Origin of the sequence: Leptolyngbya sp. CCY15150, assembly GCF_016888135.1 — a bacterium.
GTDB lineage: Bacteria > Cyanobacteriota > Cyanobacteriia > RECH01 > RECH01 > RECH01.
Genome location: NZ_JACSWB010000278.1, coordinates 26,911 through 44,009, shown reverse-complemented (window position 1 = coordinate 44,009; position 17,099 = coordinate 26,911). Strand labels below are relative to the sequence as shown.

General features: G+C 52.6%; 17 protein-coding genes. 14 read left to right on the top strand and 3 right to left on the bottom strand.

What is annotated here, in order from left to right; all coding sequences use genetic code 11:
* The first annotated feature begins 468 nt into the window (after nucleotides 1-468).
* Nucleotides 469-2,889 carry a GH116 family glycosyl hydrolase gene (locus tag JUJ53_RS20725; protein WP_204153937.1) on the top strand — a complete coding sequence of 807 codons (2,421 nt, stop codon included), beginning with the start codon at nucleotides 469-471 and terminating at the stop codon, nucleotides 2,887-2,889.
* Here JUJ53_RS20725 and JUJ53_RS20720 read toward each other — a convergent pair.
* The gene (locus JUJ53_RS20720; RefSeq protein WP_204153936.1) at nucleotides 2,864-3,655 is read right to left on the bottom strand and encodes a hypothetical protein; all 792 of its coding nucleotides are present in this window, start codon (nucleotides 3,653-3,655) and stop codon (nucleotides 2,864-2,866) included. The genes JUJ53_RS20725 and JUJ53_RS20720 overlap by 26 nt on opposite strands.
* A gap of 536 nt (nucleotides 3,656-4,191) precedes the next feature.
* Here JUJ53_RS20720 and JUJ53_RS20715 point away from each other — a divergent pair.
* The 11 genes from JUJ53_RS20715 to JUJ53_RS20665 all read left to right on the top strand — a co-directional run bounded on the left by JUJ53_RS20715 (nucleotide 4,192) and on the right by JUJ53_RS20665 (nucleotide 13,234).
* Nucleotides 4,192-5,091 carry a CoB--CoM heterodisulfide reductase iron-sulfur subunit B family protein gene (locus tag JUJ53_RS20715; RefSeq protein ID WP_204153935.1) on the top strand — a complete coding sequence of 300 codons (900 nt, stop codon included), beginning with the start codon at nucleotides 4,192-4,194 and terminating at the stop codon, nucleotides 5,089-5,091.
* Between the two features lie 90 nt (nucleotides 5,092-5,181).
* A complete protein-coding gene (locus JUJ53_RS20710) occupies nucleotides 5,182-5,442 on the top strand; it encodes a hypothetical protein (protein ID WP_204153934.1) in 261 nt (86 codons plus the stop codon).
* Nucleotides 5,443-5,449: 7 nt separating this feature from the next.
* On the top strand, nucleotides 5,450-5,830 hold the full coding sequence (locus tag JUJ53_RS20705; protein WP_204153933.1) for a PIN domain-containing protein: 381 nt from the start codon (nucleotides 5,450-5,452) through the stop codon (nucleotides 5,828-5,830).
* Nucleotides 5,831-5,896: 66 nt separating this feature from the next.
* The gene (locus JUJ53_RS20700; protein ID WP_204153932.1) at nucleotides 5,897-6,592 is read left to right on the top strand and encodes a response regulator transcription factor; all 696 of its coding nucleotides are present in this window, start codon (nucleotides 5,897-5,899) and stop codon (nucleotides 6,590-6,592) included.
* A gap of 98 nt (nucleotides 6,593-6,690) precedes the next feature.
* A complete protein-coding gene (locus JUJ53_RS20695; protein ID WP_239125250.1) occupies nucleotides 6,691-8,007 on the top strand; it encodes a HAMP domain-containing sensor histidine kinase in 1,317 nt (438 codons plus the stop codon).
* 174 nt (nucleotides 8,008-8,181) lie between these two features.
* Nucleotides 8,182-8,487, top strand: a complete 306-nt coding sequence (locus tag JUJ53_RS20690) for a hypothetical protein (protein ID WP_204153931.1) — start codon at nucleotides 8,182-8,184, stop codon at nucleotides 8,485-8,487.
* A 149-nt stretch (nucleotides 8,488-8,636) separates the two neighbouring features.
* Nucleotides 8,637-9,248: a hypothetical protein gene (locus JUJ53_RS25250; RefSeq protein ID WP_275415819.1), complete on the top strand. Its 612-nt coding sequence runs from the start codon at nucleotides 8,637-8,639 to the stop codon at nucleotides 9,246-9,248.
* A gap of 200 nt (nucleotides 9,249-9,448) precedes the next feature.
* On the top strand, nucleotides 9,449-9,787 hold the full coding sequence (locus tag JUJ53_RS20680; protein WP_204153929.1) for a hypothetical protein: 339 nt from the start codon (nucleotides 9,449-9,451) through the stop codon (nucleotides 9,785-9,787).
* A gap of 127 nt (nucleotides 9,788-9,914) precedes the next feature.
* Nucleotides 9,915-12,335 carry an aspartyl/asparaginyl beta-hydroxylase domain-containing protein gene (locus JUJ53_RS25630; RefSeq protein WP_204153928.1) on the top strand — a complete coding sequence of 807 codons (2,421 nt, stop codon included), beginning with the start codon at nucleotides 9,915-9,917 and terminating at the stop codon, nucleotides 12,333-12,335.
* Between the two features lie 279 nt (nucleotides 12,336-12,614).
* The gene (locus tag JUJ53_RS20670) at nucleotides 12,615-12,854 is read left to right on the top strand and encodes a type II toxin-antitoxin system Phd/YefM family antitoxin (protein WP_204153927.1); all 240 of its coding nucleotides are present in this window, start codon (nucleotides 12,615-12,617) and stop codon (nucleotides 12,852-12,854) included.
* Complete coding sequence (locus JUJ53_RS20665; protein WP_204153926.1) at nucleotides 12,851-13,234, top strand: type II toxin-antitoxin system VapC family toxin; 384 nt, start codon at nucleotides 12,851-12,853, stop codon at nucleotides 13,232-13,234. Before JUJ53_RS20670 ends, JUJ53_RS20665 begins: the two co-directional genes overlap by 4 nt.
* A 269-nt stretch (nucleotides 13,235-13,503) precedes the next feature.
* Here the strand turns inward: JUJ53_RS20665 and JUJ53_RS20660 are convergent, their stop codons facing one another.
* Nucleotides 13,504-13,995: a DUF2267 domain-containing protein gene (locus tag JUJ53_RS20660; RefSeq protein ID WP_204153925.1), complete on the bottom strand. Its 492-nt coding sequence runs from the start codon at nucleotides 13,993-13,995 to the stop codon at nucleotides 13,504-13,506.
* Between the two features lie 268 nt (nucleotides 13,996-14,263).
* On the opposite strand from JUJ53_RS20660, the gene JUJ53_RS20655 reads away from it, so the two are divergent.
* The gene (locus JUJ53_RS20655) at nucleotides 14,264-15,349 is read left to right on the top strand and encodes a glycosyltransferase family 1 protein (RefSeq protein WP_204153924.1); all 1,086 of its coding nucleotides are present in this window, start codon (nucleotides 14,264-14,266) and stop codon (nucleotides 15,347-15,349) included.
* Nucleotides 15,350-15,656: 307 nt separating this feature from the next.
* Nucleotides 15,657-16,355 carry a Mo-dependent nitrogenase C-terminal domain-containing protein gene (locus JUJ53_RS20650; RefSeq protein ID WP_204153923.1) on the top strand — a complete coding sequence of 233 codons (699 nt, stop codon included), beginning with the start codon at nucleotides 15,657-15,659 and terminating at the stop codon, nucleotides 16,353-16,355.
* Between the two features lie 64 nt (nucleotides 16,356-16,419).
* Here the strand turns inward: JUJ53_RS20650 and JUJ53_RS20645 are convergent, their stop codons facing one another.
* Nucleotides 16,420-16,944 (bottom strand): hypothetical protein, encoded by a 525-nt coding sequence (locus JUJ53_RS20645; RefSeq protein WP_204153922.1) that lies wholly within the window; start codon nucleotides 16,942-16,944, stop codon nucleotides 16,420-16,422.
* Nucleotides 16,945-17,099: the final 155 nt, after the last annotated feature.

Genomic DNA, 17,099 nt, shown 5'->3' with positions numbered 1-17,099 from the left:
CATCTTGTTCGCCTTCCTAGAGGGCGCGCCGTTGGCATAGCTATATCTCAGCACCCGTCACCTATGATCGAGCGATCGCTTCAACCAACCCCAAGCGATCGCTTGATGATCACGCCTACTAAATTCCCATAGGTTAAGCTGCCCATACATCCGTAAATACACGGGCTAACCGCAAATCCACGGATAGCTCGATGTAAAAATCATGAGGCTTCTATAAAGCTTGTATGAAGATGCTTGGCTGATCTAAAACGTGCTGCCTCAGAAGCATTACGGAGAGGCTAGTACTGCCGCCTTGAATTCATCAGCAGCCTAAGTCCCTGCACCTTGGTTGATCAGCGCTGTCCTTCTCTGACCTTATGACGCAGCACCGCTGCCAAAGTTCCGACTTTACTATCAACCAGGGAGCGATCGCTGAATCGCTCATCAGATGGCGGTAAAATCGGGGGGATCATTCGCGGGTCTTCAGGCATGATTCCAAGCTGTAGCTGGCAGCGGCCCCTTGGGCTGGGCTGGACTAATCCTTACACCGTTCGCTACGCCAGCAATCTCGACGATGGCCCTTGGCATGGGATGCCGTTGGGTGGCTTTGGGGCAGGCTGTATGGGGCGATCGCCTCGGGGAGACTTCAATCTCTGGCATATTGACGGCGGCGAGCATGTGTTTCGCTCGGTGCCAGCCTGTCAGTTCGGCCTGTTTGAACAGTCTGGCCAGCAAACCCAAGCCTACGCCCTTTGTACCGAAGCCGACGCTGTTCCCAGCGCTTGGACACCCTACCCTGCCAGCAGCAAGGGGCAGCCAACGGGACACTACCATGCCCTCTATCCCCGCAGTTGGTTTGTCTATGAGGCATTGCAGGCGCGAGTCACCTGTGAGCAGTTTTCGCCGATTTTACCCGGCAACTATCAAGACACCAGCTATCCGGTGGCGGTGTTTCACTGGACGCTGGAGAATCCCACCGATGCCCCCCTCACCCTCAGCATTTTAGTCACCTGGCAGAATATGGTGAGCTGGTTTACCAATGGGCAGAGTACGCCGGAGGTGCGGATGCGAGACGACGGCAGCCCCGTGTATGACTACCAGCCGCGCTGGGGCGATAGCCAAGGCAATAGCAACCAGTGGCAGCCGATGGATACTGCCGGACGGGTGGGCTGGGTGATGGATCGGGTCAACCGACCGGCGCAGCCCCAAGAGGGTGATGGACAATGGGCGATCGCTGCCCAAGCTAACGACTGCGAGGTGTTCTACCACAGCCGCTGGAATCCCGATGGCGACGGCGCGGAGCTATGGGACAGCTTTGCCCGCGATGGATCCCTGCCCAATGTGGCCGACCCTACCCCCGCCGCTGCTGGAGAACAGATTGCCGCTGCCATGGCCTTACGCATCACCCTTGCGCCGGGAGAGCGTCGTACCCTACCCATGGCGATCGCTTGGGACGTCCCGGTGACCGAATTTGCCCAGGGAGTGACCTATCTGCGGCGCTATACAGACTTTTTTGGCGCAGATGGGCGGCAGGCCTGGGCGATCGCTCAGACGGCGCTGGATCACTATGCCACCTGGCAGCAGCAGATCCAGGACTGGCAACAGCCGATTCTTGACCGAGAGGATCTGCCCAATTGGTTCAAAATGGCGCTGTTTAACGAACTCTACGATCTCTGTAGCGGAGCCAGCCTCTGGAGTGCGGCCAGCGATCGCGATCCGGTGGGGCAGTTTGCCGTCGCGGAATGCTTAGACTATCGCTGGTATGAAAGCTTAGACGTACGCCTCCATGCCTCATGGTCGCTGCTGCTGCTGTGGCCCGACCTAGAAAAAGCCGTGATGCGCGCCTTCGCCCGAGCCATTCCCAGCGCCGACGATACCCCACGGGTGATTGGCTACTACTACACCATTGGCGCAGAAAGTCCCATGGCGATGCGCAAAACCGCCAACGCCACCCCCCACGACCTGGGTGCCCCCAACGAACATCCCTGGGAAAAAACCAACTACACCAGCTACCAAGACTGCAACCTGTGGAAAGATCTGGCTAGCGACTTCGTGCTTCAGGTCTATCGAGATTTTCTATTCACCGGCAGTACCGATCTGGCCTTCCTCAGAGACTGCTGGCCCTCGGTGGTCAGCGCCCTCGACTATCTCAAAGGCTTCGACCACGACGGCGACGGCATTCCCGAAAACTCTGGAGCACCGGATCAAACCTTTGACGACTGGCGGCTCAAGGGCATTAGTGCCTACTGCGGCGGCCTCTGGCTGGCGGCCTTGGAAGCAGCGATCGCCATCGGTCAAGTCTTGGAGGAAGCTGGGGAAGTCGCCCCCCGTCCCGCCGACCCAATCTCGCAGTACCAAACCTGGCTAGCTCAGGCTAAACCCCTGTACCAAGAAGCGCTATGGAATGGTCGCTATTACCGCTTGGACACCGGCAGCGGCTCCGATGTGGTCATGGCGGATCAGCTTTGCGGTCAGTTCTATGCCCGCCTGCTGGGTCTACCCGATATCGTGCCTAGCGACTGCGCCCAGTCTGCCCTTGAAATGGTGTACGAAGCCTGTTTCATGCGCTTCCACAATGGCCAATTCGGCGCGGCCAATGGTCTGCGTCCCGATGGTTCGCCTATGAATCCAGACGACACCCATCCCCTAGAAGTGTGGACAGGCATCAACTTTGGCCTCGCCGCCTTTTTGGTGCAAATGAACCTGCGAGACGAAGCCCTGCGCATGACGGAGGCCGTCGTCAAACAGATCTATACCAACGGGCTGCAGTTCCGCACGCCAGAAGCCATCACCGCCGTGGGCACCTTCCGCGCCTGTCACTACCTGCGGGCCTTAGCCATCTGGCTGACCTACGGCATGTTGACAGACTTTGCGCCGGTGTTGCCTAATCACTCCAGTCATGGGGATTGAGCACCACGATCATACTGTGAACCACCGGCTCCACCTCATCTAAACGCGGATGATCCGAGGGAAACAGGGTATCGCCCATGATCGGATAGTCTCCTTCATAAAGGCTCATCTCATTGTGGGAAGGGCGCATCCGTAGGTACAGGACATTGCGGTAGGCATCCAGCCGGCTGTTATCCAGTTGAATGGTGCCGCCGTAGTCCCAGGCGAACCCATAGAACTGGAAATCCCCCAAAACCTGTCTCAGCTCTGCCAAATCCATGCCGGTATGCACACCTTCTGGCGTGTGCCAGGCAGGGCCTAACTCCCGAACCTCAAAGGGGCGCGATCGCGTCTCATCTGTCCAGATAATTGCCAGCGATCGCCCATCCTCCAACTCCACCCAAGTGCCTGGCTCCTCAAAGCCTTCCCCCACAGCGATGGCCTCATCGCGGAGCTGGTCTTCGCCAAAGATGGCGGCAAGCTGCTGGCGATTGGTGTCGCGGGTGATGGGCCCCACGCGCTCACCGGGAATCACGGTGGTGTCCGCTAGGGGATCAACCTGGGTCTCGTCTACCGAGGGGCGATCGCTGATCTGGGGAGAAGACGGGGCGGGTTCAGCCGGCACTGACGTAGCTAGATCGTCAGCAGGTTCATCGGCGGGTTCGTCTTGCACAGCTTCCGACTCCGGGGGCGGCGGCGGGGCCGAGACATCTGGCTCCGGTGACCCTCCACAGGCGGTAGATAAAAGAGCGATCGCTCCCAGTAATCCTAAAAAACGTCGGTTCATGACATGGTACTCATAGCGTCAGGCTCACCAGCGGTTGTAGCTTGTTGTGCCAATCCGGCGAGTGCAGTCCTGTTAGATACATGACTCTACCCTAAGATTTCCTGCGTGTATTGGGGGGCGATCGGAGGATACTTTCAAGAATGGCACAGGTATAGGCAGCTCATGAGATTAAGCACGCTTTTACTTATCTCAAGTGACTTAGCTATAGGCTCTTGAAGCGTCATCAGCTCATGCATCCTCTGATAATGGTGCATCAAACAGAGATAAGAATTCAACTTATAACGACGATATCGTGTCGCAAGCATCAGGGCGATCGCCTGCATCCAAGGCGTATGCTTCGTGCTCTCCTGTCCATGCCAACCCGATCATGACTGCAGTGCTCCAAGACAGCGGCATAGCCATCAACGTTAAGGGACTATAAGGATATTCCCCAACGTCAAACTTGTGGAGGAAGATAGGAGAGACCAGCGGCTCTCATGGGCAATGTCCCGCCTGCCGTCCAGTCCTGATGAGAACACTCTGCGATCGCTGAACCCATGTCACTCAAGTATGCCTACTATCCCGGCTGCGTCGCCCAAGGGGCCTGCCGCGAACTCCACCAATCCACCCAGGCCCTCTCCCAAGCCTTGGGCATCGAACTGATTGAACTCAAAAAAGCTGCCTGCTGCGGGTCGGGGACTTTTAAGGAAGAGTCGCAACTGCTGGAAGATACGGTGAATGCCCGCAACATTGCCCTAGCGGAATCGCTCAATCTACCGTTGCTCACCCACTGCAGCACCTGCCAAGGGGTGATGGGCCATGTGGATGAACGGCTGAAGGAGGCGCAGCAACAGGATCCGGCCTACCTCAACCAAATTAACGGTCTGCTGAAACAAGAAGGCTGCTCACCCTACCAAGGCAGTAGCCGCGTCACCCATATCCTTTGGGCTTTGGTGGGAGACTATGGCGTGGAAGCGTTGCAGAAACGGGTGACTCGGGCGCTGTCGGGCCTGAACTGTGCGGCGTTCTACGGTTGCTACCTGCTACGGGCCCAGAAACATCTGCCCCACGACGATCCCCACGCGCCAGAATCCATGGAACGGGTCTTCCGAGCTGTGGGAGCAACGCCTATTTACTATGCAGGACGCACCCAGTGCTGCGGCTGGCCGATTTCCAGCTATGACACGACCAATTCCTTCAAAATGGCGGGGTCGCATCTCCAAGAAGCGATCGCTGCCGGGGCGGACTGTATTGTCACGCCTTGCCCGCTCTGTCATCTCAATCTCGACTCACGACAGCCGGAGGTGGCGAAGGTGATGGGGCGATCGCTTGACCTACCCATTTTGCACCTACCCCAGCTCGTCGCTCTAGCTCTCGGGGTATCACCCAAGGATCTGGGATTAGACCGCCATGTGGTCTCCACTCGCCCCGTTCTGGAAAAACTAGGGCTGCTGTAGTTGGATAAATAATGATGACATCTGCCAAGGCTGTGCTGAAAAGAATCACGGTGTTATCTACTAACCGCATAGTTAAGAGGAGCCTATGCTATGACTATCCCTTTAGATCTACCATCAGAGCTAGAACATGAGCTTGCTACTGAGGCTTCTCAGCTTAAGCTGCCTCTGTCCGAGTATATTCTTCGCGTTCTCTCCTTTCGCCCCTTGCTTCAGAATCCCCCCAAGACAGGGCTAGACCTCGTTACCTACTGGGAAAGCGTTGGGGTGATCAACTCTCGACCTAATATTACCGACAGCCAGAAGTATGCACACAGGTTGCGCGACCAAGCCGAACACCGTGAGCGGGATTAGGTAGCCAATGTACCTAGTCGATACCGATGTCATGATCGATATTCAGCGAGGTTATGAGCCTGCAATTGCTTGGTTTGCCTCTCTCCCTGAACTGCCAGGTATCCCTGGCTTTGTGGTGATGGAGTTGATACAAGACGCTCAGAATAAGCAACAAGTGCGTAAAGTTCTGCAGCTTGTAGCACCGTTAGCTATTGTTTGGCCTACTGAAGCTGACTGCGCCCGCGCCCTATCTGACTTTACGGCTTATCATATGTCCTATAAGGTTGGTCTGATTGATGCTTTGATTGCAGCTAGTACTGTTGGACGTAACGCAATCCTCTGTACCTTCAATGTGAAGCACTACCGAGCGATCCCAGGATTGAGCATAGAGCAACCCTATAGTCGTTGAACCGCCAACACAGCGTACCATGGCTGTATAGAACCGCCGACTTTTGAGTTAGGTCGAACCTGTGATATGCGCGTGTTGCTTGTCGAAGATGATGTTGGTATTTCTCGATTCATCCACCAGGGATTGAACGAAGCAGGATATGCTGTCGATGTTGCCCAAGATGGTTGTCAAGGCATAGATTATGCGATCGCTGCCGAGTATGACGCAATCATCCTCGATATCCTGTTGCCGAAGATGGATGGAATTAGTACGTTAAAGCATTTACGTCAGCAGGGAATCCAGACACCCGTACTGCTGTTGACAGCTTGCAATACCGTGCAAGACCGAGTGTTGGGTCTCGATGCAGGGGCGGATGATTATCTAATTAAGCCCTTCGATTTTACAGAACTGCTAGCCCGGCTGCGGGCATTATTAAGACGTCCTCCCCTTCAAGTTGATGTGATCTTGCAGGTTGGTAATCTAGAGATGGATACCGCCCAGCGACTTGTGAAACGGGGCGATCGCTCCATTGAACTCAGCCCCCGCGAGTTTTCGTTATTGGAATACCTCATGCGAAACCCTAACCAGGTTCTTAGCCGCACCCAGATTGCCCAGCATGTTTGGAGCTTTGACTTTTACGGTGACTTCAAAGTCATTGATGTGTACATCGGCTATCTGCGTCGAAAAATTGATCGAGATGAGTCGGACTCTCTCATTCACACCATTCGAGGCGTAGGCTATCGCATGAGTGCTGAAAGCAAACCTTGCTCTCCCGATCCGTAGAGTCTCATCGTCATAGATTCATCATGAAGCAACGTAAGCCATGGCAAAATTTACGATTACGGCTAGTCGCCTGGTATAGCCTGTTAGCAGGGATTTCCATGCTGATCTCTGATGGGTTTATGTACGTTGAGTTTCGGCGAACCTTACTTGATCAAGTCGATAGTGCCCTAGAGGTAACTGCCATTCAGGCATTGAAAAATATTGATGATGAAGTGGATGTTCTAACCTTTGATCCCCGAGAAGACTCCCCCGTATTGACATCGTTGCTCGATGAAGCAGGCGTTTCGGTTGACTTGTTAGATCAAAATGGTGTGATTAACCAGCGTTTGGGGGACTCATTAACCTTTCCCTTACAAGCTCAACTGAGTCCTGGATTTAAGACCATTATCAATGCTGATGAACGATGGCGTGTTTACATTCTAGAAATCTTGCCTCGGGATAACCGTCCAGCAGGATGGCTGAGAGTTGCCCATTCATTGCAGTCTGTGGACACCACATTAAGGGATCTGCTAAAGCACCATTTATTTGAAATTCCTTTAATTCTTGGCATGGTTGGGCTGGGCGGCTTATTTTTAGCAAACCGTGCCCTAAAACCCATTGGTCAAATTACCGAAATGGCAGAGCGCGTCAGAATTAGTGGTGATTTGACGCAGCGCATTCGCTATCAGGGGGTTACCGATGAACTAGAACGATTGGCCAATATGTTTGATACCATGCTGGACTCCCTACAAGCCACGTTTGAACGAGAAAAGCGGTTTACGGCGGATGCATCCCACGAGCTACGGACACCGCTCACGGCTATCAAGGGACGGCTGCATGTGACGCTGAGCCAGCAACGTACAGCAGAAAACTATGCAGAAACCCTGCAAGCCATTGAACAAGAAGTCGATCGCCTGATTCGTCTAAGTAGTGATCTTCTTCTGTTGTCGCAGCTTGAGCAGCATCATCTAGCCTTAAACTTAGAGTTGATCGATCTGAGTGATCTATTGGCCGCGATCGCTGAACAGGTTCAGCCCCTTGCCGAGCTGCATCATCTCAAGTTCTCGACCCATATTGCGTCCAACCTTTATATTCAGGGCAGTCCTGATCATTTGATTCGCCTGTTTCTGAATTTGCTTGATAATGCCATAAAGTATGCCGCCAATGATGGCCAAGTCACCCTCACAGCACTATCGGGCGATCGCTCTATCCAAGTGATGGTCAGTGATACCGGGATAGGTATTCCTCCAGAGCATGTATCCCACCTGTTCGAGCGATTCTATCGAGTGGAAAAGTCTCGCTCACGCGCCATCGGAGGCACTGGATTAGGGCTAGCGATCGCTCAAGAAATTGTCCATCGCCACCATGGAGCGATCGCGATTCAAAGCGGGCTGGGTCATGGTACAACCGTTACTGTCACATTACCCAGTCAATAGATTCAGGCGTGATTCTGCCTTTTGTTCTGAGCAAGAGTAAGAAGTTTCTTACCGTTTTCCTACCGTCCTCTTACAGCTCGCCTCCTAGACTGAGTTGAGTCGGTTGAGATGGGTTCCATTGCCTAACTAACGACCCATCAATAGCCGCGTAGTAGAGCAGTTGGAGAACGCATGATGAAATTATTCGCAGTTGGTTCAATTTTTGTCAGCAGCCTGGTTGCCGTTGGCATCGCATCCACCATCCAGGCTCAAAGCAGCGGCTCGTTTACCGGCACCGTAGAGCGGGTTTGGGAAGACGGCTTTCGCCTGAATGCAGGTGACCGTGTCCTTCGAGTCGATTCGTGGGATCTGTGCGGTGACCATACTGCTAGCTATGTGTCTGTGGGCGATCGCCTCACGGTAACTGGGGAATTTGAGCTTCGTGACTTTGATGCGTTCTCCATCACAACTAGCGACGGATTAGCTCTTTGCCGAGCATGAGTTCTATTGTGCTTGTCTTCTAGGCTAGAGCGGAAACATGTTTAGGGTGTATTCCACAATGCCAGGGCTTTCTTACCCGGCATGGTGACTGCCATAGCAGCAATTTTTGATGTGTAACAGATTCGTGATTGATGAAGGAGCGAAATGACATGAAAGATATATTAACGCTAAGCGATGCTTTTGAAGATGAAAGTGTGTCAAGAACCTTGTTCTTTTTCGGTGATGGGGACGGCGACGGCGACGGTGATGGCGATGGGGACGGTGATGGCGATGGGGACGGTGGCGACTTCTTTGGAGATAATCGCAACAATGTGATTCGCGGCACCGGACGGTCTGATGATATTCGAGGAGGGGGAGGAAACGATCGCCTATTTGGTCTTGGAGGCGATGATGATCTCTTCGGCGGTAACGGCAACGATATCTTAGTGGGTGGAGCCGGTGACGACGACCTCTTCGGCAACAATGGCAACGACACGTTGCGCGGTGGTGACGGCAATGATGATCTGCGTGGCGGAGCTGGAAGGGATATCCTCATTGGTGGTCGTGGCCGAGACACATTTGTCCTGGAAAGCAACGGTAATGATATCATCCGCGATTTTCAGGATGGAGTAGACGAACTAGGCATTGGCGGTCGTCTAGAGTTTAACGATCTGGTATTTCGGCAGCAGGGGAACAACACCCTAGTTCTTGCCAATAGGAGCCGAGTTGCAACCATGCTGGGCGTTGATGCAACTTCCATCACACGGGCTGATTTAGATTAAACCGCTCACATATCTTGGTTTTGCTTAACGATAATTGGAAGTAACTTATCCCTCTTTTGCCTAGAACTGGCAAAAGAGGGGAAACCCTGATTCTTGCGTCGGATATCGTGAGCTGCAATGACGAGAATTCATCAGGATGTCCCCATGTGGCAAAAGCGGGATCAGGCAGACATTCACAATCTAAAAGCGGAGACATGGTTATGCAACGGTTATTACTCTTGCTAGTGTTGGCATCATTATCTAGTGTGGCAACTGCACGGGCCCTAGAACAGGCTGCTCTCTCAGTAGAGGAGAGCGATCGCAATGTTGATCTGGCGGTTGCAGACGCTTCGTCTCTGGATCAGACCCAGACCATCATGGTTCAGAGCAATTCTGCTATGACCGAACCCACACGACTCATCAGTAGTGGAGATAGGGACGGGGACGGGGATGGAGATGGAGATGGAGATGGAGATGGAGATGGAGATGGAGACGGTGATGGGGACGGAGACGGTGATGGGGACGGTGACGGCGATGGTGACGGCTGGTACGACGATTAAGATTTCATGAATCCAGGCTTAATTCCGTAACCTCAGTGAAAGGAGCGATCGCATGACTTATTTAGCTTCAGATCATTGCCCTCATCTTGATAGGCCAGTCCTTAAAACGCCAGCATCCTACAATGTCGTGAGTGCTGAGCATGATGCGATCGCTACCCTCATACAGGCAGTGCTTACCGAGCAACCTTATTTAGGACAGCCCATTGCTTGCCTAGGGCCAACCTATGTAGGGCTCCGCAAAGGTGGACAGTTGCAACAGGCCTATTGGCGTTATGACACCGACCTAGAGCAGATGGTCGAGGGCGTTGTGGAGCAGGCGATCGCCTCCTTAATCGCCTCCAATTCTTCCAAGACTGATACCCTAGATCACGCCAAAACATCTGGCATTGATACGATTGAACTCTGTCTGACCCATAACTATCGATGGGTAGCGATCGCAGAGTTTGATCGGGTGTTTGCCAATATCCATCGCGGCATTCGCGGCATCGAAGTGCAGTATCAGGATCGCGTCTACCGCTACAGCCCCACTCGCATGATTGCGGCTAACCTCAGCTTCCAGAAAGCATTTCAACAGGTGCTCGATCAGGAGTCTATTTCAGATCAGACCTTCATTCGCAAAGGCGGACTGATTCAGGCATTCGAAGCCCGCCAGCTTCTGATTCGCCTGACACCCCAAGTGATGGTCACAACCCTGCATCGAGGCAACCGCATCGTTCCCCTAGAAACCCTAAGCGGTGATGTCTTGGCAGATATGACCCGCTGCATGGGGCAATGGATGGTGCGACAGGTGCAGATGGATGGTCGCATGGTCTATAAATACTTTCCCAGTCGAGGCGACGAATCTGCAGCCAATAACCTGATCCGTCAATTCATGGCGACGCTGTGTCTGATCCGCTATGCGCGCTTTACCCAACAAGACACGCATTGGGCGCTAGCGCGCCATAATCTCAATTACAACCTCAAGCAGTTTTATCATGCTGAAGAAACGTTGGGACTCGTAGAATATGACGGCAAGGTGAAATTGGGGGCGATCGCTCTGGCTGCCCTAGCCATTTTGGAATCTGGCGACACAGAAGAGAAAGGAAGCCCATCTCTAACCATACCCTCTCTCTATACTGACATCTTCTCATCGCTCTGCCATACGATCGAACATCTTTGGCAACCTGATGGATCATTTCGCACCTTTTATAAACCCAGCGATCGCAACGATAATCAAAACTTTTACCCTGGAGAAGCCCTGCTGTTTTGGGCATCCCTGTATCAGCGTACCCATGACGCCGATTTACTAGAGCGGTGTTACACCAGCTTTCACTACTATCGAGCCTGGCATCGGCAGCACCGCAACCCGGCCTTTATTCCCTGGCACACCCAAGCCTATGCTCTGCTCTATCAAGAAACGGGCGATCGCCAGTTCCTTGACTGCATCATGGAGATGAACGACTGGCTCTTACCCATGCAGCAATGGGATGGGGTGCGCTATGCCGATGTGCAGGGGCGATTCCATAATCCTAAGCATCCTGAGTATGGGCCACCCCATGCGTCATCAACAGGGGTCTACTTAGAAGGTCTAGTAGATGCCTACCATCTCGCGGTTCAAACCCAAGATATTCACCGAGCTCAATGCTATCAACAGTCTATCTGGCGAGGGTTGCGGAGTATTCGTCAACTGCAATTTCGAGATGAAATCGATCTGTTTTATATATCGAAGCCGTCCTTCGTACATGGTGGCATCCGCACAACGGTATACGACAATGTAATTCGGGTCGATAACGTGCAGCACTGCCTGATGGCATTGCTAAAACTGATGCAATGCCCCACCTTTTCCCAAGCTACCACTCCTAGGTTAATCGACGACACATCAGAGTACTGGAATAGTCTTAGAGATTCTGTCCAGATTACCGTTCAGGATAAGATATCGGGCAGATCTCCATCGATGGACACCCCCCAAGAAACCCCAAGAACTATTGCTGAAGGTGAAGCGCGATCGCACTTACAGCAGTTCCAGTTGCTCGATGCCACCGTTGATCTACGCCCACTTCTCGTTGAACTTGATGCCAATGCCCACTACTGGCTCCGCGACACGAGCCGTCAAGACCATGTGAACGTGCAGCGTGAAACCAACTCTATTTATCTACGTAGTGCCGTCAAACCGCTCCCTCCTGGTGCAACCAACAGCAACGACGTCCATGAGAGCCGCTGCACTGCCATGGCCAAGCACTTTCCGAAGATATTAGGATGGACAGAGAATTTTGCCGCATCTATCGGTGGCGAACTAGGGCGAGTGACGGTGGTGCGATTAGCTCCCTATGGTCGAGTCTATCGCCATATTGACCATGGGGACTATTACCGGGTACGCGATCGCTACCATCTTGTTTTAAGGAGCGAGGCAGGAAGTGTCCTTGGTGCGGGAGATGAGTGGGTGCGTATGCAGGAAGGAGAACTGTGGTGGTTCAACAACAAGGCAGCCCACGAAGCCTATAATGAATCCAGCGACTGGCGTGTTCATCTTATCTTTGACGTATTGAAGGGCGATCGCTCTTTCTCATAATGCGTCAGAGATCAGTGCATTCTAGAAACAACCGTTAACGTCTCATTAGGCACGAAGAAATTACTTGAGGCGATCGCTTAACCTTCTCCCTCTATTCTTCCACCTAGCCCTGAGTGGCGTGGAGGGCGATCGCTCTTGCTAAACTTGATGCTTGCGGGAGCGATACGTTTTATCAGAAACCAGGACTTAAGACTTTCCCAACCTGGGAGCATACGATTCATCATCTATCATAGTGAAAGGCAGACGATTCTCCCTTGAACCTACGTTGAGGCTCTATTGATGTTGAGTGTTACCGTTGATGAACTTCTACGCGACCCTTCAAAGTACATGCGTCAAGTAGAAGAAGGTGAAACTTTTATCATCGTTCAAGCAGAGAAGGCGATCGCTGAACTGAGACCCATCTCGTCGAGCAGTAAGCAGCTACGACCCTTTGGCTTATGTGCTGGCAAGTTCACTGTCCCCGACGATTTTGATGCACCTTTGCCAGAAGAGATTTTGAGTGTATTTGAGGGCACATGAAAATCCTGCTCGATACACACATATTCCTGTGGTTTATCAGTGGTGATAGTCAGTTGTCCATGGATGTTCGGGATGCAATTCGTGATCCAGACAATGAGGTCTATCTGAGCGCAATTTCAGTTTGGGAAGCAATTGTCAAATACCAATTAAGCAAGCTACCACTGCCGGAACATCCTGCAACGTACTTACCCGAACAGCGTGATCGCCATCAAATTGCCAGCCTTCCTCTTGATGAAAGTAGTGTGACTCAACTGGCTAAACTGCCACCGTTACATCGCGATCCATTTGACAGAATGCTTATCTGTCAAGCCTTGCAAAATGGTTTGACGATTGCAACTGTAGATAAAGCCATTCGTGCCTATTCAGTCAGCGTCATGTAAAAGCATGAGTATAGATTGATTTTCCAAAAACGTCAAAACTCACCTAGTGCGCTTCTGTGAAAGGCAAGGGGAGGATTGTTACCTCTACGTTAAGGCAACTCAAGGTTTTGTCAAGACCAGTTTATGGGTAGAAGATTGCCTGAGGCGCTCTCCCTAGCAACATCAAAATAGCCCTAGGATCTTGGATGATCTCCAAAAACCTAGGGCCATGCCATAATGTGGCATTTACTTATTTAAAGCTTAAGCCACTGGGGCTGAGGTAACTCTACCTAGACCTGACGCCAAAGCTGACGTAGGGTGCTGGGCAGATAATTATCGACTTCCCGCACTCGTTCAGGAGATAAGCATTCCTTCAGGGTGGTGAAGACCGCCGCGATCGCATCCTCGGGGGCAATGCCCTGGGACAGACCGGCTTCTTGGCTAATGCGAAAGACAAAGCTATCGGGAGAAATGTCTAGGGGAGCACGCACGCGGCTCAGCCAACGTACCAGCAGGTTGGTATCTTGCCAGAGGTCAGCGATCGCCACTCCAGACTCACCCATGGTTGCAGGCGTGATCGTCTGTAGCTCTTCGGTGACGCGATCGACCACTTCGTTGGGCATCATGTCGCGCAGGGTGCGGAAGACCACCTCGGATATATCTCGGGCATCATAGAGATCTTCTAGGCGGGCGCGCCGCTGCACTTTCTCTAAAAACTCAATTCCCTGTACACTCGGGGGCAACCCGGACGGTGTGGTGTTGGGTGCAATGTTCGTGTTCATGGGGGGTTCCTCGATTACAACATAGGTGGTCGCAGCGCAATGCACGCGTCTATTACCCACTCTGCCCAGAGAAACCGGACAGACTGTTGCGAACTTACTGTCAAGGACAAGCAGCCTTAACTTCAACAAAGTTCACAATTGTTTACATCTTGACACAAGATCTAGGAATTCTCCAGATCCCATGGGTAGAGATTGCCGGATACTTGAGTCTTCAACATCGGCCTACCTGCCTAGTCCCCACGATGGAGTTGGAATCGGAATCATCCAGATGTCTCAGATCGTTGTCAACGCCTCTTTTGTTTCCAAGCGTCCCACAGGGCTTAGCATCTACACCCGCAACGTCGTGCCCCACTTGAGCAACCTGCAGCCCATTGTGCTCACCCCGGAAGCGATCGCTCCCCATGACGCCCATCCCCAAGTGCCGCCCACCATGACCCCTGACCAAGGATCCCGAGGTCATGCCCGCCGCTTAGTCTGGACTCAAACCCGCCTCTTGGAAATCTATCGCCAAAGCAACGCACCCCTTTTGTTCACGCCGGTACCCGAAGCGCCTTTATTCGCCCAATGTCGCTATGTGGTTACGGTTCACGACCTGATTCCCCTCCGATTTCCCAAGCGCTGGTCGCCCCTCACGCCCTACTTCCGCCACTACGTACCCGCCGTGCTGCGCCAGGCCCAGCATATTGTGTGCAACTCCCACACCACTGCTCGGGATGTATGCGATCGCTTTTCGATCCCCGCCCAGCGCCTCACCCCCATTCCCCTGGCCTGTGATACCGATCATTTCCGCTTCCTCGACCTACCAACTCAGCCCTACTTCCTCTACATCGGCCGCTATGATCCCTACAAAAACCTAGGGCGAGTAGTGGCGGCTTTAGGCGCAATGCCGCGATCGCTTGCCTGTGAGCTGTGGATTGCCGGTAGCCCAGATGACCGCTACCAGCCAGCCCTACAGCAGCAGGCCGAGGATCTGGGGGTGGGCGATCGCCTGCGCTGGCTCGACTATGTGCCCTACGATCACCTGCCGATTTTGCTGAACCAAGCGCTCGCCCTGGTTTTTCCCAGCCTCTGGGAGGGGTTTGGCTTACCCGTCCTAGAAGCCATGGCCTGCGGAACACCGGTGATTACCTCCAACCTGTCGTCCCTGCCCGAGGTGGCTGGCGATGCGGCGCTGTTGGTGGATCCCTACGATACAAGAGCGATCGCCCAGGCCATGCAGACCATGGTGAGCGATGACCAAACGCGATCGCAGCTACGCCAGGCCGGTTTGGCCCGGGCCCAGCTCTTTAGCTGGGAAAAAACCGGTGCCGCCACCCAAGCCATTCTGCGCGACTGTTTAGACCATTTAGCCTAGGTTGGCGGGCCGTAGAACTACCATCCCATGCCGATCCTGATCGAGAAATGCCCATAGTTTCCCGGAGGCGATGGATCTGACAGTGAAGCTAGGTTAAGAACGTAACTGGCACACTAGCACTGGCACAGCATTCGTAGTCTGGAACACAGTTTCAGACACCACGGATCGATAAAGTCAGTCTCTAATTGCTAGATCCAGGGAGCGATCGCCGAGAAGTTGATGGAAAGCTGTTGTTTCAGTCAGCGAGTTTTGTATCAACGTTAGAATCGGAGCGAAATCCAATTCCTAGACGCAAGAGAGGAACGATATGACGAGCGCAGTTCAAGCGTCCTTCAGTCGTGAACAAGTCACGGTTTGGTTACGAGGTCTACTCAGCGTAGCTTGGGCCGATGGCGACTTTGACGAACACGAAAAGGACATGATTGCCAGCCTCACCCAAGATGAGATAGCCCCTGATGCTAATCTCACCACCCTCGAACCTATCTCTGCGGTAGATCTGGCAAATACTCTCGGTGCCGACAAGAACCTTGCTGAAAATTTCCTGAGGACCGCCGTGATGGTGGCGATCGCCGACGGGGTCTACTCGCCCCCCGAAGATGCCCTCCTTCACGAATTTTGTCACGAGTTGGGTTTATCAGACGATATGTTGAAATCGCTACGCCTTACCCTAGAAGCCCCAGCCCCTACCTTCACTTCCGTTGAGGCTGGAGCCGCTACGTCTCTGACTCGCCCCCCCATCAAGCCAGGTCTAAAACCCCTGCGCCCTGTCCAAGATTGGCTCGATCAGCTCGATATTCATGACCCTAGTGTGGCGCGATTTCTCTGCAAAATGATTCCGCCCCAATGTCCCTTTGAGCGGGATGTCAAGGTCTTTGGCCGCAAGATTGTCCACATTCCACCCCTCTGCAAGCTCAATCCACTCTATGAGCAGTTGGTGGGACTACGGTTTCGGGCTCTATCCTTTTTAGCCGATGACTGTGGTGAAGATATTTCGCCTTTTATCTAACACCCCAGCACCACGATCGCTAGCCCCCGGCTTGTTCTAGAAGACGGGGGTTGCTTGTAGAATGCTATGCCTTATCAAAAGGAAGAGTCTTAATGTAAGCTGCCAGGCGCTCAGCCTCAATAGTATTCAAATCAGACGGCAACTCAAACTCTACTTTATAGTCTGGGCGCAATACATAGGAGTGATTGATGTGGTCACATCCCATCTCATTACTACTCTCTTGAGTTTTGACATCAAGAGATGAAGAGATAGGTATTTCATCTTCTATAGAATTATTTGAAGACTCATCCAAAACAATACTGCCAAGACTTGAAAAGCTGCCATAGGGCTGAAAACGTGACGGCTTCCCTCGACGACCAGTCCAAAATCTGCCAAGCCCTAGTTCCTGAAGCTTTTTCAACACATCAATCACTTCTTGTCTAGAAATCTCGCTATTCTCTTGTTGCAATTTCTCTTGTAAGTCATCTACATTCACCTCGCAACCAGTAGCATCTCGGTTTCGCAGAAAATAGATTACGGTAGCAGCTACAACTCCAGAAGAATAGAGCCTTCTTAATCTTTCTAGAGGTCTTAAATCATTGATAGCCATGATTTCTGTTTGCGGGATGATTTTGGACTCTTTTTCTCATGAAATACTTGGTTCTAAAATCATTGTCAAAGATCGGTGACAGATAGAAATGACTGTGACGGGCACAGGACAAGCCTCCTGCCCGCCACATCATCTATTAAACTTTAATGAACCAA